Source organism: Enterobacter kobei (assembly GCF_001729765.1).
Lineage (GTDB): Bacteria > Pseudomonadota > Gammaproteobacteria > Enterobacterales > Enterobacteriaceae > Enterobacter > Enterobacter kobei.
Window position 1 is genome coordinate 3,682,828 of sequence record NZ_CP017181.1, and the last position, 24,709, is coordinate 3,707,536.

Here is a 24,709-nt window from a genome sequence, read left to right on the forward strand (position 1 = left end):
TGTCCAATCCAGTTCAAGATGAAGGTGCTTCCATGACCTCCCAGGTGACCGACGTTCTAGAAGCAGTCCAGTCATTCATCGCCAAAGGCTATGACCGCGAATACCGCGTCAAGGACGGCAATCTCGTCGATCTCGAACTAGGGTCAACCCTCGATGCATGCAGCATTCGCGTCGATGCGGCGTTGCGCCTCGAGAGCGGGGACGACGGCGAAGATGCCTCCAACATCTACGCGATCACCGATCCGGCGACAGAGCATAAAGGCCTGTTGATCGACGCCTTCGACGTGTTCCACGAAATCTGCCCCCGCGACTTGTCCGAGCGCCTTGTGGCGCATCGGGAAACAGCACCGGCAGGTGACCAGGACGCGCCGAGCAAGCACGGACTACGGAAAGTCTACAAGAGCGAGTTTCACAGCGATCCCGAGCGTTACGTTCTGCGCGAGGGCTTTCCAGACTTCCCGCCATGCCCTTTCGGCCAATCCTTCAGCATCCTCGGCTTCGATACCGCCGAGCAGGAATATGTCTGGCTCGTCACGAGCATCATTCGAGATCCTCGGCTGATCAGGGTTCCATACCAGGGCGAAGACGTCATCAGCGACGAATAGCGGTGTCGCTTAGCCGGAAAGGCTGGCCTTCCTGGCCCACACATCTGCAGGCTGAACTTTAAGAACATCGAAAATTAGGAGGTGATTATGGACTGGAACAAGGACCACATACGAGAAACTATGCTCTTGCTGGAGACAGCAGCGTTGCACAGCGCTCGCGAAAACTACCTGGACTATGTCTCTACCGCTCGGCTCGATCGGAGCGAACCGATCGAAAACGACGAACTAGCTCAGGCCGAGGTCGCGAGCGACTTCGCTGAAGCGCTCGATGACACGCTCCATGACTACGCCAATAAACTCGAAAAGCTCAGGACGATCGATTTCGGCCCCAAGTTGGCCGTCAACGAAGGCGCTGTCGTCAAGCTGTCCGGCCGCCACTTTGTGATCGCGGTGTCAACGAGCAAGTTTACCTGTCAGGGGCGTGAGCTCATGGGCATTTCCACGATGGCGCCGATCTTCGAAGCGATCGAGGGTGCCCGAGCCGGGGAGACCGTGCAGTTCAACGGCCGGGACCTCACCGTAGAAGACGTGGAATAAAGCCCTCCACCGCAGCCGGCGCGCTAGTGCCGAACGCCCTGCATCTCTTTCTGCATGCATACGGTCACTTGCAGCCGCGTTGACCTGGCTCATCAAAGGCAAACTCATGACAACACCTTCATTCTTCATCACCCCCGGATACGGGACGCGCCTGCATGACGCGCTTCATTATTCTCAGGCAATGCGCATTGGTGACCGCGTGGAGATCTCCGGACAGGGCGGATGGAACGACGATCTCGTCATTCCGGAGTCGATTGAGGAAGAGATCGAGCAGGCGTTCAAGAACGTGGAACGGACGCTCGCGACCGCCGGAGCACGCTGGCCGCATGTGGTCCACGTCAATTCCTATCACGTCGGTGGATTCCCTCCCGTGATCAACGAAACAATGGCCAAGCTGTATCGCCACTACATGCCCGACCGCGCTCCAATCTGGACGCAGTTGGGAATCGAAGCGCTGGGGCTTCCAACCATGCGTATCGAAATTCGCGTAACAGCTATCATCGCCTGACCCCGCGGTTCGTGCAGGCGCCGTGCCGCGCTAATCCCGCACGCCCTGCGCCCGCTTCTCCATGCATATCATCGTATCGAGAGATCCGGTTATCATCGGCGTGCTCGGAGAACGGGGGGCCGCCTTGGCCTGGTTGGCGCGCCTCGGCTGCCTGCGGGCGATGGCCAGCACTGCCAGGAGCGTGAGCAACGCCGCCGCATAAAGGAACAGGCCGCCAGGGCCGACGATATTCATTGCAGCTGCTCCTATTAGGGGGCCAGCGGCTGTCCCGATCCCGTTGAGCAACAGAAGCCCGCGCGCGGTGCCGAGTAGCCGACCGGCCGGAAGATCGTCGTTTGCGACGGCGAGACACAACGAATAAATCGGGATGCCAAAGCCGCCGAACAGCGCACCTGCCGCAAGGAGCAGCGGCAGAGGCGCTTCCACCGCCAACGCTACGCCGATGGCAGACGCTGCGGACGCCAGCGCCGCACCGGCGATGACAAGATTCCGGGGCACTCGATCCGAAAGCCAACCGAGTGGCCAATGGAAGGCGAGCGTTCCACCAAGAACCGCAGCCATGAAGGCGGAGATACCGCCCACATCGAGGCCGATGCTCTGGGCGAAGTTCGCGCCCATGCCCCAGAAACCACCGATAGCCAGGCCGGCCAGGAAAGCGCCAGCCGCAGCGAGAGGTGATACGAGGACGAGGTCCCTGAACGCGACCCATTCCTGTTCCACCTGGGCCGGCGGATGACTGGGCAGCAAGGTGATCGGAACCACCGCCGCTGATATCAGCAGCGACACGATGAGGAACAATGTCACGTCGGCGGGCGGTGCGATGTTGAGTAACGCCTGCCCGATTGCCCATGAGCCCATAGAGACAACTCCGAATATCGACAGGAGCTGCCCGCGTGTGGATGGCAATGCGTGGGCGTTGAGCCAACTCTCCGTTGCGAGGATCATGCCCGCGTAGGCGAAGCCGGTAATCAGGCGAAGCGGCATCCAGGCGATCGGCTCCACGAACGCCACATGGAGAAGGGCGGTCATCGAGGCAATGGCCGCGAAGCCGGCGAAGGTTCTGACATGTCCCACGGAGACGATGATCGGTGGCAACACGAGCGCGCCGATCGTGAAACCCGCGAAATAGAAGGACATCATCGCGCTGATCGCGCCGGTCGAGAACCCCTTATGGCCGGCTCTCACGATCAGGAGCGTGCTCAGCAGGCCATTGCCCAGCAGCAGAGCGGCGACGCTCAGCAGCAGCGCCGCCACCGGCGCGAGAACGAGGCCGCGCTTGCCCGCCGACCTCATGGTATCCATCGCCGGGCTCGTTCTCGGGCCTGACTTGAGGGTTGATACTCTGCCGCACTGATGAACTGGTCGAATGCTTCGCACCAGATGACGACCGTGTTGTAGTCACGGACATCGATGCCGGCAGGCACCTCGACGATGAAGCCGTTGAACGTCTTCACATCGCCCACGCGGACTGATCTGTCCTTGATTAGGAGAAAGGCCTCCTTCGTGTCGACGAAACGTGGTGCGAGGTAGAGCTTGTAGTCGGGACCAGGGGCGAGGCGCCCGATATGGGCGATACGGTCGCGCGAGACCCGGATCTCGCCTTCCCCCCAGTGAAGCAGGTCGCTGCCTTTGAGATCGCGGGCCAGACGCCCTGCGTAGAGCGTCTCGGCTGAGATGGTCCGCAAGGCCGCCGCGTCCGGGGCCTGGGGGGCGGTCAGGATCGGCAGCGTGTAGACACCGCCCGCGAAGCCCATGGCGAGCATCGCGAGATGGGTGGCAATCAGGATGACCCAGCGCCGCATCGGTTACACCAGCTCCAGTCCCTTCACGAGCTGATCGGCGTCGAGATGGAAGTCCGAGAATACGATGCGGCCGCCAGCGTCCATCACGGAGAACCAGGGCGTTCCCCGCGTGCGGTAGTCCTCCATGAAGGTGGGAAGCGTCGCGCCGGCAGGTGGCTCGTCCTGACCGAACGCGACAGGAAGCGCATACTTGAGCTGGTTCACGCGCAGCTTCTCGAAGGTGTTCTCATCCGCTCCTTCGAAGACGGTCTGGATCACCGCGAAGCCCACGCCCTTGGCGCTCAATGCACCATGCAACCTTTGTAGCGTCGGAAATCCATGCAAATGGCAGCCACGGCACCAGTGCTGGAAGGCGAAGAGGACTTTCGGGCCGGTGCCGAGATCCGACAGCTTGAGCGGCGCGATGCTTTCTCCATCCGCGCCAATCCATCTCTGCACCCGCAGCTCGGGGGCTTGTCGTTCGTCGACGCTCATCTGATCCTCCAATTCCGATGCAGAAGTCCGATGAGTGGTCGCGTGTGGCGATGGCACGCGAACCTCACCGCCTTGATCCCCTACAGGTTGTAGGATGCGAGTTCGCCGACCGATACCTCGTGGCCAGCCCCGCCGTTCTTCCGTCGGTGTGTCACCGCCGCCCCTCAATGACAAAGGCGCGATAGCGGGAACCGGCAAAACGGTGCGCAGCGATGGTTTGGTAGGCGGGGCTATGATACCAATCACGGGCGGCCTGCATCGTCGGGAACCGCAAAATTACGGCCCCTTCGACGGGCGGCCCCTCCAAATGCTCCATCGCGCCATAAGCGGCGAGAAAGGTTACGTCGTGGCCATCGAACGATGGGCCGACGCCTGCAGAATAGGTTGCGAGTTCTTCCGGATCGGTGGTTTCTTCGCGGGTGAAGACGACGAACGCTTCCATCTTAAAGTCTTTCATAAGGTCGCATCTGCAGGCCACCGCCGCTGGCGATGGCCTTAAAGTCGTCAGGCTGGCAGCTCGAACCCGATTTTCGTGAGTGCCTCGACGCACGCATCCTGATCCTGCTGATAGTTGCCTCCGGAGATGCCGATCCCGCCGATCAACTTCCCGTCTTCCAGGATCGGATAGCCTCCGCCGACAGCGACCATCCGGGGGCGATAGGCCAGCGGCGCCACTTTTGGATCGTTCGAAACATAGTCGTTCCAGACATGGGTGGGGTACCCAAACGAGGCGGAACTCCAAGCCTTGTCGATGGCAACATCGACGGTGAGAAACGGCGCGTCATCAGTGCGCTCGAACGCGCGCAGGTTACCGGTGGCGTCGACGACGGCGACCGCAGCCGGGATGCCGATTGTACGTGCCGCGGCGATCGCCGCGTCGATGAGGGCGACGGCGGTTTCGCGGTTGATCGAGGCGGTGGCAATGGATTTCGTCATGAAATTTCCTTCGCCGTGGCGTAATCCGTCCGGCGTTCTTGAGGTTAGAAAAGACGTTCGGCGGTGGCAGTCATCAGAAGCCTTCGAGGACAATCTTGCCTCTTGCCGCGCCACTTTCGATCAGTGCGTGCACCGTCTTCAGATTGGCGGCATTAATTGGCGACAATTTTTCGGTTAGCGTCGTGCGAATTTTGCCGTCGTCCACCAGCACCGCCAGCGAATTGAGGATCTTGCCCTGCTCATCCATGTCGGGCGTGCCGTAGAGCGACCGTGTGAACATCAGCTCGTGGTGGATCGACACTGCCTTGCGCTTGAACAGCATGACGTCGAGCGCCTTGGGATCGTCGATGAATCCGAACCGTCCTTGCGGGGCGATCAGTTCGGCGATGTCGGATGCATGCTGCTCGGTATGCGTGGTCGAGAACACGAAAGCGGGAGCGCCGATGTTGAGCTCGGCAATCTGTGGCGCGAGCGGCCGAGAGTGGTCGATGACATGATGAGCCCCAAGCCCTTTAACCCACTCCTGGGTTTCCGGCCGAGAGGCGGTGGAGATGACGATGAGATCCGTGCGCTGTCGAGCGATCTGGATGGCGATCGACCCGACCCCACCCGCACCACCGATGATGAGGATCGCCGCCGCCCCGGGAACGGGCTTCGTCACGTCCAGGCGATCGAACATGGCTTCCCAGGCCGTCAACGTCGTGAGTGGCAGCGCCGCCGCTTCCGCCCAGTCGAGCGACGCGGGTTTACGACCGACGATCCGGGCGTCGACGAGATGGAACTCCGCATTGGTGCCAGGCCTTATGAGCGATCCGGCATAATAGACCTCGTCGCCTACCGCGAACTGCGTCACGTCGGGGCCGACCTCTTGCACGATCCCGGCCGCATCCCATCCCAGCACTTTCCAATCGCCATCAGCGGGCGGCGTGCTGCTGCGGATTTTGTAGTCGACCGGGTTGACCGAGACAGCCTTCACCTCAACCAGGATATCGCCTCCTTCAGCGACAGGCCGAGGCAGATCAATGTCGACCAGAGAGGCGTCCTCGGCGATGGGTCCCGGAACCTTGTAACCAACGGCTTTCATCGGTGTCTCCAGCTTGCTGTATCCTGAAGTCTTATCGATCAGATCGAAATTTCTTCCGAAATATACTCAGGATTTAAAGATTTCGCGTGTCAGACTATGAAGGTATGCGCGCAACATATCCAATAGCGGTACGACATAGTTTCCATACCTCGGAGCCGGATTCAGAAGTTTATCGAAAATAGCGGTTTATTGCTGTTCGGCGGGTGAGCATCCGGATGGAGGCGATAAGCGCCCAAGCGGTTGAGGAGTCGACCTCTCAGCGGTCGCGTTGGCAGGGGCGATCTCGCCCGCCGGTCTCACACCAACGTTGGCAAGCGACGGCGTCCGCTCGAAATCCGCTGACGGGGATACGCCTGCAATGCCGATTCGAAGCTATCGAAACTATAGCTACAGGGTATTGGGAAATCATACTGGACTGACGCTATAGTCTTCACGCATAACCACGACTCAAAATGGTCCAACACTTTTCTCTACGCTAATAGAGAATCCGGTATTCTGATTTTCAGTGAATTGGCTCGTTCGGCGGTTGTGCGCGCAAAGATCTTTTACAGAATTCTGAACTGAATCAGGTTCTGGTCTGTCGTGACAAGCAAGGGGGTTTCGCTATGGTCACCAGAGGTTTCACAGGCCGCGGTCCAGGCGGCGACCAGTCCGATCGGATACCGCCGGGTCAGCATCTCGTGGAGAATTTCCCTGTTCTGACGGCCGGGCCAACGCCGAGCGTGGAGCCCTCCGATTGGAAATTCACCGTCAAGATCGGTCCGAAGCCCGTCAAAGTGTGGAACTGGAGCGAGTTCAACGCCCTACCGAAGACCAAGATGACCCGAGACATTCACTGCGTCACGTCCTGGTCCAAGCTGGATACCGCCTGGGAGGGCGTACTCATCGAAGACATCCTTGCAGATGCAGGGCTCGATCGGCCCACCGATTTCGTCTTGGCGCACTGCTACGATAATTACTCGACAAACGTCCCGCTGGCGGATCTGCTCTCCGGGAAAGCGATGGTCGCCCTCAACTATGCGGGCAAGCCGCTTCCCCGCGATCATGGAGGGCCGGCGCGTCTTCTGGTTCCGCACCTTTACTTCTGGAAGTCCGCCAAATGGGTGAACGCGCTGCAATTCACAACGCGTGACGAGGCGGGCTTCTGGGAGCTGCGCGGCTATCACATCTATGGCGATCCGTGGCGCGAGCAGCGATACACCAATGACTGAAAACGGCGCGCAAATCGCGTGGCAGTCATGCGTGATCGACGAAATCGTCCAGCAAACCCCGAGTATCAAGAGCTTCTTCCTTCGGTTGAGCAAACCGTTCGCGCACATCGCAGGGCAGCACGTCGATGTCCGGCTGACCGCGCCCGGTGGCTACAGTGCGATGCGGAGTTACTCGATTGCGTCTTCGGCAATCTCGTTCCCGACGGTCGAGCTCGCTATCGAGCGCCTGCCGGATGGCGAAGTTTCGCCGTTCTTCCACGATGTCGCGGCGATCGGAGACGAAATCGAGCTTCGTGGTCCGCTCGGCGGCCATTTCCTATGGCCTGAACCTGCCATAGACCCAGTGCTGTTGATCGGGGCAGGCTCCGGCCTCGTGCCGTTGATGGCGATGATCCGGCAGCGCCGCGCACTAGCCCAGGTCGTGCCGACAGCGCTGCTCCTGTCCGCACGAACCGCTGAAGACGTTCTCTTCTCAAAAGAGCTTCATTCCATCGAATGCAGCGATCCGGCATTCGCCTTGGCGCTGGCAATTACGCGCGAGAACCCGATCCGCGCATCGGACTTTGCGCGACGGATCGACGGCGTGATGGTCCAAGAAGTTCTGGCCCGGCTTCACCGAAAGCCCACACAAGTATTCGTTTGCGGGTCCAACGGTTTCGTCAACATCGCGACCGAGGGCGCGCTGCTGGCCGGCCTGGACCCCTCCATTGTCAAAACCGAGCGCTACGGCGGCTAGCGGCGCAAGCTACTTCGCGTCCCGCCGATCGTGGACGTGCAGCCCACGGATTAATTTTGGAGATCATCATGAGCCGCTTTGCCGAACCCGTCTTCATTGCCGCTGGCCTTCGGACGCCTTTCGGCCGCGGCGGAGGCGCGTTGGCTGCCTACGATGCCATCTCTCTGTCCGTGCCTGTCGTGCAGGCGATGGCGGCGCAGGCGGAGCCTGATCTCCTCGTCTGGGGAACCGTGATCCCGAATTTGGGCTGGAGCAATATTGCTCGCGAAACCTGGCTTGATGCCAAGCTCAATCCGACTGTTCCGGCGTTCTCCGTCGTCCTGGCATGCTCGACCAGCATGACGGCGACCTTCGCTGCGGCAGGGATGCTGGGCGGAGGAACCGACCTCACCATGGTCGGCGGGTCCGAAGTCATGAGCCGGCCGTCAATCGCCCTGACGGCCGATGCATCGAAGCGGCTCACCGACCTCTTTGCGCAGGATGCGACCGCCGCGCTTGCCGCCCTCCAGTCTCTGACTCCACGAGACTACGTGCTCCCCACAAAGGGCTGGGCAAACCGGATCACCGGAAGGACGATGGGTGATCATATGGAGGAGACCGCCAAGGCTTGGCGGGTCTCGCGCGTCGCGCAGGATGATTGGGCGCTCAAGAGCCACCAGCGGGCAGTCGCTGGTTGGGAACGTGGCTTCTTCGACGATCTCGTGATTTCGCTGCCTGAGCTGGCGCGCGATGCGAACCCGCGCGCCGATACGTCGCCCGAACGGCTGGCCGCACTCAAGCCCGCCTTCGATCGCGACAGCGGGAGGGGAACCCTGACCGCCGGCAACAGCTCACCGATTACGGATGGAGCCGCCGGGTGTTGGGTCGCTACCGAAGCCGGTGTGGCGAGACTCCCGGCGGGCACCCCCTACGCGCGGCTCGTCGACTACGAGATCTCTGCCGTCGATCTCCACACCGAGGGCCTGCTGATGGCGCCCTCCTATGGCATTCCGCGCCTGCTCGCGCGGCATCAACTCAGCTTCTCCGACATCGCACTCTGGGAAATCCACGAAGCCTTTGCAGCCCAGGTCCTGGCGAACGTCGCGGCCATCACCGATCGGGAGTGGGTGCGCGCGACAGCCGGTGTCCAGGCGGCTATGGGCGATTTTGACTGGGACCGCGTCAATCCCAATGGAGGCTCGGTCGCCCTGGGTCATCCGTTCGGCGCTACAGGCGCGCGCGACCTCAGCCAGGCGGTAAAGGAACTTTGGGCCATGCCGCCCGGATCGCGCGCAATCGTCAGCATCTGCGCCGACGGCGGTCAAGGCACAGTCGCCCTCCTCGAACGCGGCTGACGGTAGATCAACGCCATGACAGCGATCCGCTTCCAACTGTCGGAGACGCGATATGACAACTGATGTGCTGCTGTACATCACGAACTGATGCCCGTTCTGCCGCCGGGCGAAGATGCTCCTCGAGGAGAAGGGCGTGCAATGGAAGGAACTCGATATCGAGGCGGATCCGGTTCACCGGCAGGCCATGACGGAAGCGTCGGGTCGAAACACCGTGCCGCAGATCTTCATCAACGGCACGCATGTCGGTGGCTCCGACGAGCTTTTCGAGCTCGATGTCAGAGGCGAACTCGACAAACTCCTGGGGCGCACGCCGCCCGCCATCTGAGGGGGTGCGGCCTTGGGGCAGACAGCCCGCAAGCCCCGTGCCGGTTGATGAATACGAAAGGAGAGTCCGTTGGTCTCAGCTATCTGGAATGACGCCACCATCGCCACAAGCAACGAGACGGTCGTCGTCGAGGGAAACCACTACTTCCCACCGTCGGCAGTCGATTTTGGCCTGCTTGAGATGAGCCCGCACACGTCCGTCTGCCCGATCAAGGGCACCGCGCGCTACTTCCATGTGCGTGTGGGAGACGCGCTCAACGTGAACGCAGCCTGGACCTATCCAGATCCGACGCCAGGCGCCGAGGGCATCCGGGATCATATCGCCTTCTGGAAAGGCGTGGAGGTTGCGTAGCAGGCGGACAGGTGGCGGCCTCAGCGCCATGTGCAAGCGCCCGCGGGACGGCTTTTCCGCCCATCCCAGGCCGCGTCGGCTACAGGGCTCCGCCCCGGACCTTCTCCGCGGACTGGCGCCGAGGGCCTCGGACCCTTGGGCTTCTGTCGAATCAAGACGACTGGATTGAGATGGAGCATGCCGAGTTCGATGCCGCCTTCGCGCAGCTTCCCGAGGGATACAGCGAAGGCGCCTACGAAGGCCGGCGTTTCGGCGTGACTGTCCGGCGATCCGGTGACGGACGTCGCAACAGCCTGTTCGCCAGGGAGTTGGCCGGGACCGACATTGTCAGCTTCAACCTCTATCGCGTTACATCAGATAGAACATTGCTGAAGCCGTGCGAGATGTCCGCCGAAAAGGTCGTCGCGTTCGTGCTGGATTTCCGACCGGCCCCCTGACGGGCAGGTGGAGGTCCCGGCCGACCGGTCCGCCTGCGACGCCCGGCCCCCCAAGACTGCGCATGTCGCTCAAAGGTATCAAAACTATAGCCACCGGCCATTGGACTTCGTCTGGCAATGAATTCATCTTCTATACATCGCCATCCGTGGGGGAATCGGTGCTGGATCCCGTGTAGCCAGATTGAGAAAGTCTAAGCGATGACGAACAACAATGCCCCTGCGCTTTCCCGGCGTCATCCTTGGCGCTGATGAGCCACCGTTCCCGCCATTGCTGAGACTGGTCGCCAACCAGCTCAAGGTCGGCATCGAAAGCTGGGACGAGTACGGGCAGCGTGAGCAGACCCGACGCGAGCACCTGGTCGAGCTGCAAACGGTGTTCGGCTTCCAGCCGTTCACGATTGGCCACTACCGGCAGGCTGTCCAGTTGCTGACCGAGCTGGCCATGCAAACCGACAAGGGCATCGTGCTGGCCAGAGCCTTGATCGAGCACCTGCGGCGGCAGTCGGTCATTGTGCCCGCCCTCAACGCCGTCGAGCGGGCGAGCGCCGAAGCGATTACCCGCGCCAACCGGCGTCTCTACGACGCCTTGGCTGAGCCGCTGACGGACGTGCATCGCCGTCGCCTCGACGATCTGCTCAAGCGCCGCGACAACGGCAAGACGACGTGGCTGGCCTGGCTGCGGCAATCCCCGGTCAAACCGAACTCGCGGCACATGCTGGAACACATCGAACGCCTCAAGGCGTGGCAGGCGCTCGACCTGCCCTCCGGCATCGAGCGGCTGGTTCACCAGAACCGGCTGCTCAAGATCGCCCGCGAGGGCGGCCAGATGACGCCCGCCGACCTGGCGAAGTTCGAGCCGCAGCGGCGTTACGCGACCCTGGTGGCGCTCGCCATCGAGGGCATGGCCACCGTCACCGACGAAATCATCGACCTGCATGACCGCATCCTGGGCAAGCTGTTCAATGCCGCCAAGAACAAGCATCAGCAGCAGTTCCAGGCATCCGGCAAGGCGATCAATGCCAAGGTGCGGCTGTTCGGGCGCATCGGCCAGGCGCTGATCGAGGCCAAGCAAGCGGGCCGCGATCCGTTCGCCGCCATCGAGGCCGTCATGTCCTGGGATGCTTTCGCCGAGAGCGTCACCGAAGCGCAGCGGCTCGCGCAACCCGAGGACTTCGATTTCCTGCACCGCATCGGCGAGAGCTACGCCACGCTGCGCCGCTACGCGCCGGAATTTCTCGACGTGCTCAAGTTGCGGGCCGCGCCCGCCGCCAAGGACGTACTCGACGCCATCGAGGTGCTGCGCAGCATGAACAGCGACAACGCCCGCAAGGTGCCCACCGACGCGCCGACCGAGTTCATCAAGCCGCGCTGGCAGAAGCTGGTGATGACCGACACCGGCATCGACCGGCGCTACTACGAACTGTGCGCGCTGTCGGAGCTGAAGAACGCGCTGCGCTCCGGCGACATCTGGGTGCAAGGCTCGCGCCAGTTCAAGGACTTCGAGGACTACCTGGTGCCGCCCGCGAAATTCGCCAGCCTCAAGCAGGCCAGCGAATTGCCGCTGGCCGTGGCCACCGATTGCGACCAGTACCTGCATGACCGGCTGACGCTGCTGGAAACGCAGCTCGCCACCGTCAACCGCATGGCGCTGGCCAACGAGCTGCCGGACGCCATCATCACGGAGTCGGGCCTGAAGATCACGCCGCTCGATGCGGCGGTGCCCGATACCGCACAGGCCCTGATCGACCAGACGGCGATGATCCTACCGCACGTCAAGATCACCGAATTGCTGCTGGAGGTAGACGAATGGACGGGCTTCACCCGGCACTTCGCCCACCTGAAGTCAGGCGACCTGGCCAAGGACAAAAACCTGTTGCTGACCACGATCCTCGCCGACGCGATCAACCTGGGCCTGACCAAGATGGCGGAATCGTGCCCCGGCACGACCTACGCCAAGCTGGCCTGGCTGCAAGCCTGGCACATCCGCGACGAAACCTACGGGGCGGCACTGGCCGAGCTGGTCAACGCGCAGTTCCGACATCCCTTCGCCGAGCATTGGGGCGACGGCACCACGTCATCGTCGGACGGCCAGAACTTCCGCACCGGCAGCAAGGCCGAGAGCACCGGCCACATCAATCCGAAATACGGCAGCAGCCCAGGGCGGACGTTCTACACCCATATCTCCGACCAGTACGCGCCGTTCCACACCAAGGTCGTGAACGTCGGCGTGCGCGACTCGACCTACGTGCTCGACGGCCTGCTGTATCACGAATCCGACCTGCGGATCGAGGAGCACTACACCGACACGGCAGGGTTCACGGACCACGTCTTCGCGTTGATGCACCTGCTGGGCTTCCGCTTCGCCCCGCGCATTCGTGACCTGGGCGACACCAAGCTCTACATCCCGAAGGGCGATGCCACCTACGAGGCGTTGAAACCGATGATCGGCGGCACGCTCAACATCAAGCACGTCCGCGCCCATTGGGATGAAATCCTGCGGATGGCCACCTCGATCAAGCAGGGCACGGCGACGGCCTCGCTGATGCTCAGGAAGCTTGGCAGCTACCCGCGCCAGAACGGCCTGGCCGTCGCCCTGCGTGAGCTGGGACGCATCGAGCGCACACTGTTCATCCTGGACTGGCTGCAAAGCGTCGAGCTGCGCCGCCGCGTGCATGCCGGGCTGAACAAAGGCGAGGCGCGCAACGCGCTGGCCCGCGCCGTGTTCTTCAACCGCCTGGGGGAAATCCGCGACCGCAGCTTCGAGCAGCAGCGCTACCGGGCCAGCGGCCTCAACCTGGTGACGGCGGCCATCGTGCTATGGAACACGGTCTATCTGGAGCGGGCCGCGAACGCCTTGCGTGGCCACGGTCAAGCCGTCGATGACGGCCTGTTGCAGTACCTGTCGCCGCTCGGCTGGGAGCACATCAACCTGACCGGCGATTACCTCTGGCGCAGCAGCGCCAAGATCGGCGCGGGCAAGTTCAGGCCGCTACGGCCGCTGCAACCGGCTTAGCGTGCTTTATTTAATGAGATGGTCACTCCCTCCTTCCCGGTATTATGCTGAGGACAGGCTTTCATTCGGAGAACTATCATGGAAAACATTGCGCTCATTGGTATCGATCTGGGTAAAAACTCTTTCCATATTCATTGCCAGGATCGTCGCGGGAAGGCTGTTTACCGTAAAAAATTTACCCGGCCAAAGTTGATCGAATTTTTGGCGACATGCCCCGCTACAACCATCGCAATGGAAGCCTGTGGCGGTTCTCACTTTATGGCACGCAAGCTGGCAGAGTTAGGGCATTTTCCAAAGCTGATATCACCGCAATTTGTCCGCCCATTCGTTAAAAGCAACAAAAATGACTTCGTTGATGCTGAAGCTATCTGTGAAGCAGCATCACGTCCATCTATGCGTTTCGTGCAGCCCAGAACCGAATCTCAGCAGGCAATGCGAGCTCTGCATCGTGTCCGTGAATCCCTGGTTCAGGATAAGGTGAAAACAACTAATCAGATGCATGCTTTTCTGCTGGAATTTGGTATCAGCGTTCCGCGAGGTGCTGCCGTTATTAGTCGACTGAGTACCCTTCTTGAGGACAGTAGTTTGCCTCTTTATCTCAGCCAGTTACTGCTGAAATTACAACAGCATTATCACTATCTTGTTGAGCAGATTAAAGATCTGGAATCTCAGTTGAAACGAAAGTTGGACGAAGATGAGGTTGGACAGCGCTTGCTGAGTATTCCCTGCGTTGGAACGCTGACTGCCAGTACTATTTCAACTGAGATTGGCGACGGGAAGCAGTACGCCAGCAGCCGTGACTTTGCGGCGGCAACAGGGCTGGTACCCCGACAGTACAGCACGGGAGGTCGGACGACATTGTTAGGGATTAGCAAGCGGGGCAACAAAAAGATCCGAACTTTGTTGGTTCAGTGTGCCAGGGTATTCATACAAAAACTGGAACACCAGTCTGGCAAGTTGGCCGACTGGGTCAGGGAGTTGTTGTGTCGGAAAAGCAACTTTGTCGTCACCTGTGCTCTGGCAAACAAGCTGGCCAGAATAGCCTGGGCACTGACGGCGCGACAGCAAACTTACGAAGCATAAAGGCAGAAATACACCAGTTTAAACAATCATTCATCTGGTTTTGCGAATACTGATATTGATGATACTAACGGCCCACCGGCCTGTTGAGGAACCTGTAAAACGGAAAGGCTCATTGAAGCCGTATATTTTCTGGAGGTTCATCAGGCGCGGAACTCATCGAGGCGCGGGAATAAAATCCCATTCAGACGCCGGATAGATTCAAGCAAGCCAACTTGTCGTCAAAATCGGTGTTGCAAAAACGGGAGTGACCATAGATTCCGTTTTCTGAGACGACCCCTTTTTTACCCAACAAGCTGCTGGAAACGAAAAGTAAGGCACCGAGGACAATTGCAATATCAGCCAGGTTGAAGGCCGGCCAATGCCAGTCTCGCCAATAGAAATCAAAGGAATCCACAACATAGCCGCGAAAGACCCGGTCAATCAGGTTGCCCATGGCGCCACCGAGGATAAGACTGTAAGCGATGGCTTCTCCTTTATGACGATTTTCAAGGATCAGCTTGATCAGAAAAATCGAGACCACTACCGCGATTCCGATAAAAAAGTAGCGCTGCCAGCCTCCACCATTCGCAAAAAGACTGAATGCGGCACCGGTGTTCCATAGGTGCACCCAGTTAAAGAACGGGGTCACCGAAACATACTCGCCATAGGCCATTGATTGCTGCACCAGCCACTTTACAGCCTGATCAGACGCTGCCAGCAGGCCCGATATGGACAATAGGGCATACGGCGAGAGCTTTTTGCCAATAATGAGCATTATTTAACCCTTCAACGCCAAAATGCGTCTGGCACCGTTAAGTACAATGCCCCCCGCGATGGTGCCGATAATCAGATCCGGATAATTGGAACCGGTCCACGCGACCAGGGCGCCGGCGGTGATGACCCCCAGGTTGATCACCACGTCGTTGGCCGAGAATATCCAGCTTGCCTTCATGTGCGCCCCGCCTTCCCGATGTTTGGATATGAGCAGCAGACAACTGGTATTGGCAATCAATGCGACGAATGCGATAGCCATCATCACCAGCGATTCAGGCTCACTACCGAATACAAAGCGTCTCACCACCTCTACGAGCACGCCCACAGCCAAGATCAGTTGCAGTACACCAGCAAGATGCGCGGCACGTACCTGCATTTTCACGCTATGTCCAACCGCATAAAGGGCAAGCCCGTACACCGCCGCATCGGCAAAATTGTCCAGGGATTCTCCAATCAGGCCGGTGGACCGGGCGATCAGACCGGCAGTCATTTCCACCACGAACAGAAGTGCATTGATGCCGAGCAACCAGCGCAGGGTCCCGGATTCTTGCTTAGCAGAAGCTGCCGAAAACTCGGCGGCCTTGATGGTCTCCGGATTTGCAGCGACGGTTTCCTGAAGCGAGGCGCCTAGCCCCAAGGTCTTCAGTTTCGAGGTGACGGGCTCGACCTCGCCGTCATGCACGACCTTCAGCCGGCGGTTCGACAAGTCGAAGGACAGCGCCCGAATCTCCTCAAAGCCGTTCAGGGCTAGGCGAATCATTCGTTCTTCTGATGGACAGTCCATCTTCGGCACGGCATAAACACTGACCCATCTCCCTGGCGCCTCGGAGGAGGCCTGTATATCGGTATCCGCTGCGGACGTTGCATCACCGCCACAGGCGCCACCACAGGATTTGCTCATGATACGACTCCACTTGAACAATGTTGTGGTACCATTTAAAACTATAAAGCTACTATAAGGTCAATAGAGTAAAGAATCCGTTGGGGAGGAGGCTGATGCGCATTGGTCAGTTGGCGCAGTTGGTAGGGGTCGAAACACAGACGATCCGCTTCTATGAACAGCAGGGCTTGTTGCCGCCGCCTGATCGGCAGGACAACGGTTACCGTGTCTATACCGAGAAGCATGGTGAGGGGCTGGCCTTCATCCGTCGCTGCAGAATCCTGGGCCTGTCACTGGCTGAGATTCACGAACTACAGAGCTATCAGGACGACCCTCATCAGCCTTGTACCGCCGTCAACGCCTTGCTCGATGATCACATCTCTCATGTGCGGTCGCAGATAACCGCTCTGCAAGCGCTTGAGAAACAACTCGTTTCACTGAGAGCGAGTTGCAACGATGACCGGGAAGTTGAGGCGTGTGGGGTTCTTGCTGGAATTAGCGAAGGAAACATGCACCAGCAGTAGGTGAAGCATCAACCAGATAATCCGATGAGATGCCGGTCTGTCTCACTCTCATGCAAAGGTAAGATCAACCATTTAATCCGCTTACCCATTTATCCAGCGTTCTCTGTGCGACATCCAGTACGCTGTCCTGGATCTCATTTTCCAGCGCTGTAATTTTGTCCTGCAGCGCCGCCTGAGCGTCTTTTACGGCCTGCTGTAAGGGGTTTTTAGCTTCTGAATCCCCGTCGCTGCTTTCCCTGTCGGCTTTGAAAATCGCATACGTGGGCAGCAAATCGAGGATCTTACCCCATAATGATTTTGTGTCGGTTCCAAACTCTTTATCGACATCCAGCAACATTTCCGAACAGGTATAGGGAGCGGCGGCTTCCCTGATGGCCTGACGCCATAACGATGCGGTGCGTTTATCCGCCACATTTTTTTCAACTTCTTTTCCCACCGCCTTGAGTTCGGAAATTTTCATGCCCAGTAAATTTCTCAGGGGCTCCTCATCCGGGTGGATGCAGCGGATGCAGGTCTGCTCCGGTTTTCCTGAGGTCGTTGCTTTAAACGTTTTGACGATTTCAAAATTGCCGTCTTCATTCAGCAGATGTTCTGAGGCGAGCGTGGTCTGCACCCTGTCGTCGATCATGATAAAATCGGGCAGATCATCGAATTCACAGGCTATTTCAAAACGGCCCTCCCCTTCTCTCAGGCTGAAACAGTTCATGTCATTTGAATCGCCACGGATAATCTAGACACTTCCGAGCCGTTGATAATACTGGTTTTCATATTCTGTCGGTGACATCTGATCGCTAGAACCATGCCGACGCTTACTGTTATAAAACATTTCGATGTAATCAAAAATATCGCTGCGGGCTTCTTCCCGCGTTCCGTAGATCTTTTTCTTTATCCGTTCGCGTTTCAACAACTGGAAAAAGCTTTCTGCAACCGCATTATCATGGCAGTTACCGCGACGGCTCATGCTGCCCTCCAGGCCGTGTGATTTCAGGAACGACTGCCACTCATGGCTTGTGTACTGACTGCCCTGATCCGAATGAACCAGCACCTGTTTTTGGGGATTACGCCGCCATACAGCCATCAGCAGTGCGTTCAGGACAATGTCCTTTGTCATCCGGGATTGCATGGACCAGCCGATAATTTTGCGTGAGAACAGATCAACAACCACGGCAAGATACAGCCAGCCTTCGTGGGTCCTGAGTAGAGTAAGAGGCAGGGCGTAGTCGGACTATTTCCCTGCCTCTCCTCCCCGAACCGGACGTGCACCTTTCAGCGCATCCGGCTCTCCATTTAAATGCTGGCGAACGCCATTGCCACTTCTGTAAAGCGCGATGTATACGTGTTTCTGGTCTCCGTCCTCAGATAGGGATTACCTTCGGGTAGCCGCCAGCGGAACAGCTTCTTGCCTTGCCCCACCAACCGGTACAGTATTTCGCCGCTGAGCTTGCCGTGATTGGTTTTACCAAATAAAACCCACGTTTTGCTCTGACCCGGTTTCGGTGATTTACACCACCACCTCATCAGGGAAGCGATACCTGTACGGTATTTGCGGGCCAGCCAGTGAGCCAGCTTCCAGAACACGACACGGTCGATATAACTGAAGACTTTGGCCTTAAAATCAACGAACTGATAGAACATGGCCCAGCCTTTCAGTTTTCGGTTGAGTTGTTCAGCCATATCGACTTTGCTTTCACTGTAGTTGCCTGATAACAGTGCTGTCAGCGATGCGGCGAAGTTTCTGGCTTTCTCCTGCGGGATCGTTGAGACCACTCGCATCTCGCCATAACGACTGCGTTTGCGAATGATCCTGTGCCCCAGAAAGATAAAGCCGTCATTAACATGGGTGATTTTAGTCTTATCCATGTTCAGCCTGAGTTTCAGACTGCCTTCGAGCACACCCCGACACTCCTCCCTGATGGCTTCCGCCTGTGCTTTGGTGCCTTTGACGATGAGGACAAAATCATCGGCATAGCGGCAGTACGCCACCGCGGGTTTCCACTGCCAGTTTTCTCTGACCGCCGTACTTCGGCCCCGTTGGATACTGTTATTCCAGTACCACCGATCTTTTCTGGCTTTCCCGCTCAGGTAGCGCTCATGCAGGTATTGATCGAACTCATTCAGCATGATGTTCGATAATAGCGGCGATATAACACCGCCCTGTGGTACACCTTCACTGGCCGCCCGAAAGAGACCGACATCGATATGTCCCGCCTTGATGGTTTTCCACAGCAGAGTCATGAAACGTGCGTCACTGATCCTGCGGCGTACAGCCTTCATCAGCAGTCGATGATGTACGGTGTCGAAGTAACTGGACAGGTCGCCTTCAATCACCCAGCGTCCCCGGGTTTCACCACAGTCTGTGAGCTGTAATTTCACCGTGCGGATCGCGTGGTGGACACTGCGCTCAGGCCGGAAGCCATATGAGAGCGTATGAAAATCACTCTCCCATATCGGCTCCATCGCCATCAGCATGGCCCGCTGAACAATACGATCCCGCAACGCGGGGATACCCAGTGGTCGCAGTTTGCCGTTGCTTTTAGGGATGTAAACCCGTCTGGCGGGCAAGGGCTGGTAGTGGCCTGAGAGTAATTCATCCCTGAGGATTTGCAGCTCAACAGCCAGTCTGGCCTGTAGCATTGTTTTGTTCACGCCATCAACGCCGGGGGTATGGGCCCCCTTTGATGAAAGCGTGATCCGCGCCGCTTCAGCCAGCCATTCTGGTTGTGTTATCAGACGCAGCAGCCGTTGAATCCGTAGGGACGGATCGGTGGCTGCCCATGTGGCAAGCTTGCGTTGCATTTCGCTGATTATCAAAGGTCTTCACCTCGTTAGGTCAGTTAATTCACGTCGCAAACACATTCAAACTGCTTCCCTTCGCCATGTAATGGGCTTTCCCCATCGCGGACTACTACGGAAGCTCCGCCAGCCAGCGCGTCATCGGAGCCATGCCCCCTTAACATCCGTCGCTGACCTTCCCCGGTTTACCTGCCTGGACTCAGGCATACTGAGGAGGCTGCCCGTCGCACTCTTTATCCTTGCTTGCCGCAAGTTGGCAGAAGTCAGCATCGCAAGCGTGATAGACGCTGCTGCCCCGGTGTTTCGCATACATGTCAAAACACCTTCGACCGGCAGTGCTTACGTATCACTGCCAGTTCCTCCTGCACGGCCTGTCAGATCACGTAGGCCGTGGTGACGTTTTCAACCCACAGAGGCGGATTAACGGGTTCATGTTCTTCAGCCTTTCAGTACTTAACCTTGAGGATCATCTCGGCTTAGTGATCTCGCCTCAATCCCCGTTGTCAGCGGGTTACATCACCCTGCGGGCATGCCGCAGGTCACTGCCGCTCAGGTTCTCCACCGTCACACCCGGTGGGATTGTTGGGTTTCTCATCGTGAGTTACCGGTTCAATATTCCAGACAGACTCGCGGTTCATTTAAGCATCCATGCCCGCCCTGAACTCCGGGCACACTGTAGGTTATGTCCGTTACCCAACGCTCATCCGGAGCATCCGGATTGAACTGTCGCTGGAGCCTGTTGGGCGACACGATACTGGCCTCGCCTTTACGTGCCCGCGGGCTCCGGTATCCGACCTGAGCCTTTATCCCGACACGTTTCATCAGTCGCCAGACCCGGTTCACTCCGCACTGTTGCCCGCTGTCCCGCAGATCCAGATGGATTTTGCGATAACCATAAACGCATCCCGATTCCAGCCAGAACTGTTTAATCTGTCCTGTCAGTCTCAGGTCTGCCTGATGGCGTTGTGAATGCGGCTGCTGAAGCCAGGCGTAAAAACCACTGGGATGAACATCCAGCACCCGACAGAGCAGGCGAACAGGCCAGCAACAGGTGTTGTCACGGATAAAGGCGTACCTCAGTCGGACAGCTTTGCGAAGTACGCCGCGGCTTTTTTTAATATGTCCCGTTCGTCGGTAACCCGCTTCAGCTCTTTCTGGAGACGGCGGATCTCGGCCTGAGCATCTGACTGTTCTTTATTAGTGGAAGGATCCGGACCGTACTTCTTTATCCAGGCGTAAAGGCTGTGGGTGGTGATATCGAGACGTGTTGCAACGCTGGCAACAGAATAACCGCGATCAACAACCTGTTTGACTGCTTCAGTTTTAAACTCTTCGGGATAACGCTTACCGCTCATGGGCACCTCTCTTTAAGCCATCTTAAATGACTCTGAGGTGTCTGTTAAACCCGTGGCGATTCAATTCTTGTCAGCCTTCATTCCTTCTGTTTCAAAAAAAATAGCCAGCGCTTCCAGAAGCGTTGATTTCCCAAAGTCATTACGACCAACAATGCCCGTCATGCCTTCATCAATAATGATTTCAGTAGAGTTTCTGTAGCCTCTGAAGTTTTTCAGTTTTAATTTTTTGAGCCGCATATGAAGTCCTGTGTGTAAGAAAGCGTTTTGCTGCAACCTGAATACAAAATATATTTTCAAATGCCTGCCAGCATGCAGGGATAACCGTTATTGAGAATATCTTAACGACATTTCTGGATTATGATCTGGTCGCGCTTTCTGAACTTTACTGCTCCTCAAAACACCGGAAGCCAACTTGTGGTTCGATACATGGCTAAGTTAAAACTCCAGAATGATGGGTAATAATTTCAATGCTCATTATATTTTTTGGAACTGACTCATGGCTTTTATGATTTAAATGATAATAATACACATTCTTTGATATTAATTATGTCGTACGGACATTGATAAATTTAAAGGTAGATAGATTTTCATTTACGGATTATTTCCTAAATTCATCGATAATGTGATCGACATAAAATTTTCATTTAAGAGTGAAGAGATAATTTATGGTTGTCCGAAACAGCTCAAACTGGTGTATTTAACATAACAGAAGAAACGAAAGGCTTCATAGCAACCTGATACTTCAGGCCGCTAAGGGGTTAATATTGCTGCAGACAATTAGACCGGGAAGCGCATGGCGTCACCATTTCTCCCGCCTGGCTGGAAGTGAAGAATCATTGTGCAAAGCTCCGTATTCGGGCTTTGCATCTGACAATGGTTCCCTGGATGAAAGTACGATCTCCACTCCAAGGACGCTGAACACTCTAAACAAACGCTCAAAACCCACACTTGCAGGGTTGGCCTCCAGTCGGGCATAAGTTTGCTGTGTTACACCCAAACGTTCAGAAACATCTCTTTGCGTCAGTCCATTGGCTTTGCGAAAGCCGATTAAAACAGGACGCAACTGATTCAAGGTCTTCAAAGCGTATTGAGTGTTCATAAGTGATCTTCCGTATCGACGGGTTAACAAGCACAACGAATGGATTTACAGCAGATAAGCTGTAATACTCATTAACAGACTATAGGCTGTAATACGCCTCTTGCCAAGATTCGGCATCTTTCAAAAACAAGGCCGTGTTGAGTAAGCAGTACTGGTATCTAGCACCCCTGACCACTTTGCTTGAGAGTGACCCAGTGACATTTATCGTGATCGTAGGTCTTTTAGACGTTGTTGCTAACCGGCATCATACTCAGGTGGTAACCCCCAGGGATACTCGGGAAGTGATAATTTATTCCCGCCCTAATCAAAATATATAACCCTATCTTATTAGCTTTCTTAGTAGTTTATAAATGAAGTAAAAATTAGCGAAGAAGCTTTACATTAAAAAGTGAGCAAAAATTTTTACCATTGAACCGGCAAAATTTGCAATCTGCGGCTTTTAGCCTGAGAAAATCCACATTAACAGAATAATCATCAAGTCCAACAGAGGCATAACTTACGTCCTCGAATAAATCGGTAATAAATGAGTTGAAATTACAAAAATTAACCTCACTCAATATCCTGAACACCGCAGAAATATAACTACTATGCATTATCCTGACTTCAATAACCTTTAATAAACTAGAATGCGATTTACTTTTAAAGAGGTCAAAGAGAAAGTAAACCAGCTCATTTTTATTGTCAGAAATCCATTTTAAAATTTTATCCCTGGCACATGGCAATAAATACACTGGAGTTTTGAAAGGATTTGAAATGTCAACCACAAGGGAACAATAACCATGAGGATTTATTCCACTTATAATTAAGTCACTAAGTCCTTTCACTGCATCCAAATAGTTGTCAAAACAAACCTCATATAAACAGGTACTATGAGCTGCACATTTAGATTCAAACAACCATCTATGACGAAGATAACCAATGCCTTTAGAGTGTATATCTTCAATAATACATTTATGGCAGTAATGAATCTTTGAGATGTTTACCAATGGATATGAATTAGTTATGTGTAAATTATTTCGACAGGCATCTTCAACAGCGTTGAAATACCCGTAAACACCAGAAGATAACGACACTATATTGGAAGTTAGTATATAACCATTTCTTGTGGCAAGAATGTCATATATATCCTGCAAACTATGCAATTTGTACATATCAATCAGTTCGAGCCGAGGAAAGGCATCGTACCTTAGTTCACCATGCTTAGATATTATGTTCCTGCAATTGGATAAGTTATACATTATCTGTGAACGCAGAAGAAAACTGTGCCACAATTCATTTTCGTAAACCATATCACTCCCTCTTATTTAATTAGATTCTTTTTCCTGAGAAGTGTCATTGTCATTGGTAGTTTATCTCTGTATTTCAAAAGCCAGTTATGCCCCCCCAGTAAAGCATCCAGGCTTGTAAGTGACATCGGGTATTGCCCCTGAGATAAAACAACATTTATTAATGATGATGAGATTATATCTCTCTCGCTCCAGTCTACTCTTTTATTTCTATAACATCGTACTGCTTTAGGAAGACAGGAATTAAGCCAGCCATTTTCATGTTTATTTAGCCAAAAGAAACTAGCATAACAACTTTCCTTGACTAACTTTCGCGTTACAGAAATGGATTGATTATGTATAAATCTTAATATTTTCTGCTTATGACGCCGTCTTAAAGAATCTTTTTTACATTTTTTACGCCATGAGCATAAACCGTAACAAGATGAAATTACAGAGGATACAGTTCCTTCCGATAATGAGTTTTTCTCAGCTATGGATGCCAGACTAAACCCCCTTACAGCCATAGACTTGATAAGCAATTCAGTGAATATATTAATTTTTGTGTTTCGCTTAAACGCCCTCAGGTATTTTTTATAAATAAGTGTTTTAATGTAACATCTGCTGCGATTAAATTCTCTCCCAAGGTTGCTAACACTAGTATTATTTTCAGCCATATGAAAGCTGTATTCCTTATGACTTTTAAAGATTTCTTTCTTTTTATTAGGACGACTTCCTGCATACGTTGGCCAGCAAGTATTTAACAAACAATAACAAAGCAAAAGGTGTTTTGTGGGATGCTGACAACATTTATCTTTGAGTATAGGCTCCCAGTAGTGATAATCAGTAAGGGATGTCGGTAGAAGCTCCGATGAACCCTCCCCAAATAACTGGCACTTAGCATAAACATGTGCGTAAAATACATTTTTCTTCAGATTCCCGTCCAATGATAATAAATTTAACTTTTTAAGTACATCCATGTAATTTGGGTGACAAATTTCTTTTCTTCTGATTATATTTATGGACTCATAACAAAATTTAGCAAAATCGAAGTCTGTCTCATTGCTGAGTTGTTCTGTATACGAAACAGGAGGCATCAGTCCAATACGTATGTGCGGTGCAGAAGGGACATTGATGCTTTCAAGCACTACCTGGTGCCGATGGCAGGTTGTAACCCCATGAAGTTGATGCGCCAGATGCCAATAAGTAACACCATAATGAAAAGTATCTTCACGAGCGCAAACCGGGCAAAACTTCAATAGTGTCCGCTGTCCTAGTGAAAAATTACTAAGGCGGCACAATCGATTAAGCCTGGCAGGGGTCGTGTTGAAATCCATAATTTCATTACGACTGATTGGTAGTGCCCAGGCAAACAGAGGGAGTAAAGTCTGTTCATGCCAGAGCTGGTCTGCACTTTCGGATGTATGAAGAGAAATAGCCTTTAATCCTGAATTGAGAATTGGATGGACGCTCATATCAGGTTTGTGGAAAATGATCGTTAACAGAGAAGATGGGGACATACCGTACACGGTAGCTGTCCGACAAAACCGACTGAACAAGGATTCATCAGGTAAAACAGACAACATTCTCATTTACCCCACCTC

General features: G+C 55.3%; 21 protein-coding genes and 7 pseudogenes. 12 read left to right on the forward strand and 16 right to left on the reverse strand.

Features of this window, described 5'->3' with window-relative positions; translation table 11 throughout:
- Positions 1 to 32: 32 nt before the first annotated feature.
- The 3 genes from BFV64_RS17775 to BFV64_RS17785 all read left to right on the forward strand — a co-directional run bounded on the left by BFV64_RS17775 (position 33) and on the right by BFV64_RS17785 (position 1,650).
- Positions 33 to 605, forward strand: a complete 573-nt coding sequence (locus BFV64_RS17775; protein WP_004099040.1) for a hypothetical protein — start codon at positions 33 to 35, stop codon at positions 603 to 605.
- Positions 606 to 692: 87 nt separating this feature from the next.
- On the forward strand, positions 693 to 1,142 hold the full coding sequence (locus BFV64_RS17780; RefSeq protein ID WP_004099042.1) for a hypothetical protein: 450 nt from the start codon (positions 693 to 695) through the stop codon (positions 1,140 to 1,142).
- Between the two features lie 106 nt (positions 1,143 to 1,248).
- Positions 1,249 to 1,650, forward strand: coding sequence for a RidA family protein (locus tag BFV64_RS17785; RefSeq protein WP_004099044.1), 402 nt, complete (start codon positions 1,249 to 1,251; stop codon positions 1,648 to 1,650).
- A 30-nt stretch (positions 1,651 to 1,680) separates the two neighbouring features.
- Here the strand turns inward: BFV64_RS17785 and BFV64_RS17790 are convergent, their stop codons facing one another.
- The 6 genes from BFV64_RS17790 to BFV64_RS17815 all read right to left on the reverse strand — a co-directional run bounded on the left by BFV64_RS17790 (position 1,681) and on the right by BFV64_RS17815 (position 5,946).
- Positions 1,681 to 2,952: an MFS transporter gene (locus BFV64_RS17790; protein WP_004357638.1), complete on the reverse strand. Its 1,272-nt coding sequence runs from the start codon at positions 2,950 to 2,952 to the stop codon at positions 1,681 to 1,683.
- Entirely contained in the window at positions 2,940 to 3,452 is a 513-nt protein-coding gene (locus tag BFV64_RS17795) for a DM13 domain-containing protein (RefSeq protein ID WP_004357637.1), read from the reverse strand. The genes BFV64_RS17790 and BFV64_RS17795 overlap by 13 nt, the downstream gene beginning before the upstream one ends.
- A 3-nt stretch (positions 3,453 to 3,455) precedes the next feature.
- The gene (locus tag BFV64_RS17800) at positions 3,456 to 3,926 is read right to left on the reverse strand and encodes a TlpA family protein disulfide reductase (RefSeq protein ID WP_011191345.1); all 471 of its coding nucleotides are present in this window, start codon (positions 3,924 to 3,926) and stop codon (positions 3,456 to 3,458) included.
- Between the two features lie 151 nt (positions 3,927 to 4,077).
- Positions 4,078 to 4,383 (reverse strand): DUF1330 domain-containing protein, encoded by a 306-nt coding sequence (locus BFV64_RS17805; RefSeq protein ID WP_004357632.1) that lies wholly within the window; start codon positions 4,381 to 4,383, stop codon positions 4,078 to 4,080.
- Between the two features lie 47 nt (positions 4,384 to 4,430).
- A complete protein-coding gene (locus BFV64_RS17810) occupies positions 4,431 to 4,862 on the reverse strand; it encodes a GlcG/HbpS family heme-binding protein (RefSeq protein WP_004357630.1) in 432 nt (143 codons plus the stop codon).
- Positions 4,863 to 4,935: 73 nt separating this feature from the next.
- Entirely contained in the window at positions 4,936 to 5,946 is a 1,011-nt protein-coding gene (locus BFV64_RS17815; protein ID WP_011191343.1) for a zinc-binding alcohol dehydrogenase family protein, read from the reverse strand.
- Positions 5,947 to 6,551: 605 nt separating this feature from the next.
- On the opposite strand from BFV64_RS17815, the gene BFV64_RS17820 reads away from it, so the two are divergent.
- The 8 genes and pseudogenes from BFV64_RS17820 (at position 6,552) to BFV64_RS17855 (ending at position 14,436) form a co-directional block, all read left to right on the forward strand.
- Positions 6,552 to 7,157, forward strand: a complete 606-nt coding sequence (locus BFV64_RS17820) for a sulfite oxidase-like oxidoreductase (protein WP_033982388.1) — start codon at positions 6,552 to 6,554, stop codon at positions 7,155 to 7,157.
- On the forward strand, positions 7,150 to 7,893 hold the full coding sequence (locus BFV64_RS17825) for a ferredoxin reductase (protein ID WP_044059343.1): 744 nt from the start codon (positions 7,150 to 7,152) through the stop codon (positions 7,891 to 7,893). The genes BFV64_RS17820 and BFV64_RS17825 overlap by 8 nt, the downstream gene beginning before the upstream one ends.
- A 56-nt stretch (positions 7,894 to 7,949) precedes the next feature.
- Entirely contained in the window at positions 7,950 to 9,227 is a 1,278-nt protein-coding gene (locus BFV64_RS17830; RefSeq protein ID WP_198427195.1) for a thiolase family protein, read from the forward strand.
- Between the two features lie 100 nt (positions 9,228 to 9,327).
- A pseudogene (locus BFV64_RS17835) lies at positions 9,328 to 9,552 on the forward strand (glutaredoxin domain-containing protein); the annotation flags it as partial.
- A gap of 69 nt (positions 9,553 to 9,621) precedes the next feature.
- On the forward strand, positions 9,622 to 9,903 hold the full coding sequence (locus tag BFV64_RS17840) for a DUF427 domain-containing protein (RefSeq protein ID WP_046092728.1): 282 nt from the start codon (positions 9,622 to 9,624) through the stop codon (positions 9,901 to 9,903).
- Between the two features lie 170 nt (positions 9,904 to 10,073).
- Positions 10,074 to 10,340, forward strand: a complete 267-nt coding sequence (locus tag BFV64_RS17845) for a hypothetical protein (RefSeq protein WP_018429638.1) — start codon at positions 10,074 to 10,076, stop codon at positions 10,338 to 10,340.
- A 217-nt stretch (positions 10,341 to 10,557) separates the two neighbouring features.
- A pseudogene (locus BFV64_RS17850) lies at positions 10,558 to 13,353 on the forward strand (Tn3-like element ISPa38 family transposase); the annotation flags it as partial.
- A gap of 78 nt (positions 13,354 to 13,431) precedes the next feature.
- Complete coding sequence (locus BFV64_RS17855; RefSeq protein ID WP_069602322.1) at positions 13,432 to 14,436, forward strand: IS110-like element IS5075 family transposase; 1,005 nt, start codon at positions 13,432 to 13,434, stop codon at positions 14,434 to 14,436.
- A gap of 277 nt (positions 14,437 to 14,713) precedes the next feature.
- On the opposite strand, the pseudogene lspA reads toward BFV64_RS17855, so the two are convergent.
- Both lspA and BFV64_RS17865 read right to left on the reverse strand, forming a co-directional pair.
- Positions 14,714 to 15,190, reverse strand: a pseudogene (lspA, locus tag BFV64_RS17860) (signal peptidase II); the annotation flags it as partial.
- A gap of 3 nt (positions 15,191 to 15,193) precedes the next feature.
- The gene (locus tag BFV64_RS17865) at positions 15,194 to 16,090 is read right to left on the reverse strand and encodes a cation efflux transmembrane domain-containing protein (RefSeq protein WP_004364974.1); all 897 of its coding nucleotides are present in this window, start codon (positions 16,088 to 16,090) and stop codon (positions 15,194 to 15,196) included.
- 95 nt (positions 16,091 to 16,185) lie between these two features.
- On the opposite strand from BFV64_RS17865, the gene cadR reads away from it, so the two are divergent.
- Positions 16,186 to 16,593 carry a Cd(II)/Pb(II)-responsive transcriptional regulator gene (gene cadR / locus BFV64_RS17870; protein WP_004364961.1) on the forward strand — a complete coding sequence of 136 codons (408 nt, stop codon included), beginning with the start codon at positions 16,186 to 16,188 and terminating at the stop codon, positions 16,591 to 16,593.
- 88 nt (positions 16,594 to 16,681) lie between these two features.
- Here the strand turns inward: cadR and BFV64_RS17875 are convergent.
- The 8 genes and pseudogenes from BFV64_RS17875 to BFV64_RS17915 form a co-directional block, all read right to left on the reverse strand.
- A pseudogene (locus BFV64_RS17875) lies at positions 16,682 to 17,299 on the reverse strand (AAA family ATPase); the annotation flags it as partial.
- Between the two features lie 24 nt (positions 17,300 to 17,323).
- Positions 17,324 to 17,800: pseudogene (locus BFV64_RS24540) on the reverse strand (IS3 family transposase); the annotation flags it as partial.
- Positions 17,801 to 17,880: 80 nt separating this feature from the next.
- Positions 17,881 to 19,389 (reverse strand): group II intron reverse transcriptase/maturase, encoded by a 1,509-nt coding sequence (gene ltrA / locus BFV64_RS17885; RefSeq protein WP_001189111.1) that lies wholly within the window; start codon positions 19,387 to 19,389, stop codon positions 17,881 to 17,883.
- A gap of 672 nt (positions 19,390 to 20,061) precedes the next feature.
- Positions 20,062 to 20,741: pseudogene (locus BFV64_RS25070) on the reverse strand (IS3 family transposase); the annotation flags it as partial.
- A gap of 63 nt (positions 20,742 to 20,804) precedes the next feature.
- A pseudogene (locus BFV64_RS24560) lies at positions 20,805 to 20,978 on the reverse strand (AAA family ATPase); the annotation flags it as partial.
- Positions 20,979 to 21,540: 562 nt separating this feature from the next.
- The gene (locus BFV64_RS17905) at positions 21,541 to 21,840 is read right to left on the reverse strand and encodes a helix-turn-helix domain-containing protein (protein ID WP_001097217.1); all 300 of its coding nucleotides are present in this window, start codon (positions 21,838 to 21,840) and stop codon (positions 21,541 to 21,543) included.
- Positions 21,841 to 22,202: 362 nt separating this feature from the next.
- On the reverse strand, positions 22,203 to 23,129 hold the full coding sequence (locus tag BFV64_RS17910) for a hypothetical protein (protein ID WP_033144814.1): 927 nt from the start codon (positions 23,127 to 23,129) through the stop codon (positions 22,203 to 22,205).
- Positions 23,130 to 23,140: 11 nt separating this feature from the next.
- Positions 23,141 to 24,697 (reverse strand): TnsD family Tn7-like transposition protein, encoded by a 1,557-nt coding sequence (locus tag BFV64_RS17915; RefSeq protein ID WP_024143025.1) that lies wholly within the window; start codon positions 24,695 to 24,697, stop codon positions 23,141 to 23,143.
- Between the last annotated feature and the right edge of the window lie 12 nt (positions 24,698 to 24,709).

Bases quoted from the DNA above. Each gene is read 5' to 3' on its own strand.
- BFV64_RS17775 (WP_004099040.1), top strand. From the start codon at position 33: ATGACCTCCCAGGTGACCGACGTTCTAGAAGCAGTCCAGTCATTCATC.
- BFV64_RS17780 (WP_004099042.1), top strand. From the start codon at position 693: ATGGACTGGAACAAGGACCACATACGAGAAACTATGCTCTTGCTGGAG.
- BFV64_RS17785 (WP_004099044.1), top strand. From the start codon at position 1,249: ATGACAACACCTTCATTCTTCATCACCCCCGGATACGGGACGCGCCTG.
- BFV64_RS17790 (WP_004357638.1), bottom strand. From the start codon at position 2,952: ATGGATACCATGAGGTCGGCGGGCAAGCGCGGCCTCGTTCTCGCGCCG.
- BFV64_RS17795 (WP_004357637.1), bottom strand. From the start codon at position 3,452: ATGCGGCGCTGGGTCATCCTGATTGCCACCCATCTCGCGATGCTCGCC.
- BFV64_RS17800 (WP_011191345.1), bottom strand. From the start codon at position 3,926: ATGAGCGTCGACGAACGACAAGCCCCCGAGCTGCGGGTGCAGAGATGG.
- BFV64_RS17805 (WP_004357632.1), bottom strand. From the start codon at position 4,383: ATGAAAGACTTTAAGATGGAAGCGTTCGTCGTCTTCACCCGCGAAGAA.
- BFV64_RS17810 (WP_004357630.1), bottom strand. From the start codon at position 4,862: ATGACGAAATCCATTGCCACCGCCTCGATCAACCGCGAAACCGCCGTC.
- BFV64_RS17815 (WP_011191343.1), bottom strand. From the start codon at position 5,946: ATGAAAGCCGTTGGTTACAAGGTTCCGGGACCCATCGCCGAGGACGCC.
- BFV64_RS17820 (WP_033982388.1), top strand. From the start codon at position 6,552: ATGGTCACCAGAGGTTTCACAGGCCGCGGTCCAGGCGGCGACCAGTCC.
- BFV64_RS17825 (WP_044059343.1), top strand. From the start codon at position 7,150: ATGACTGAAAACGGCGCGCAAATCGCGTGGCAGTCATGCGTGATCGAC.
- BFV64_RS17845 (WP_018429638.1), top strand. From the start codon at position 10,074: ATGGAGCATGCCGAGTTCGATGCCGCCTTCGCGCAGCTTCCCGAGGGA.
- BFV64_RS17855 (WP_069602322.1), top strand. From the start codon at position 13,432: ATGGAAAACATTGCGCTCATTGGTATCGATCTGGGTAAAAACTCTTTC.
- BFV64_RS17865 (WP_004364974.1), bottom strand. From the start codon at position 16,090: ATGAGCAAATCCTGTGGTGGCGCCTGTGGCGGTGATGCAACGTCCGCA.
- cadR (WP_004364961.1), top strand. From the start codon at position 16,186: ATGCGCATTGGTCAGTTGGCGCAGTTGGTAGGGGTCGAAACACAGACG.
- ltrA (WP_001189111.1), bottom strand. From the start codon at position 19,389: ATGCAACGCAAGCTTGCCACATGGGCAGCCACCGATCCGTCCCTACGG.
- BFV64_RS17905 (WP_001097217.1), bottom strand. From the start codon at position 21,840: ATGAACACTCAATACGCTTTGAAGACCTTGAATCAGTTGCGTCCTGTT.
- BFV64_RS17910 (WP_033144814.1), bottom strand. From the start codon at position 23,129: ATGGTTTACGAAAATGAATTGTGGCACAGTTTTCTTCTGCGTTCACAG.
- BFV64_RS17915 (WP_024143025.1), bottom strand. From the start codon at position 24,697: ATGAGAATGTTGTCTGTTTTACCTGATGAATCCTTGTTCAGTCGGTTT.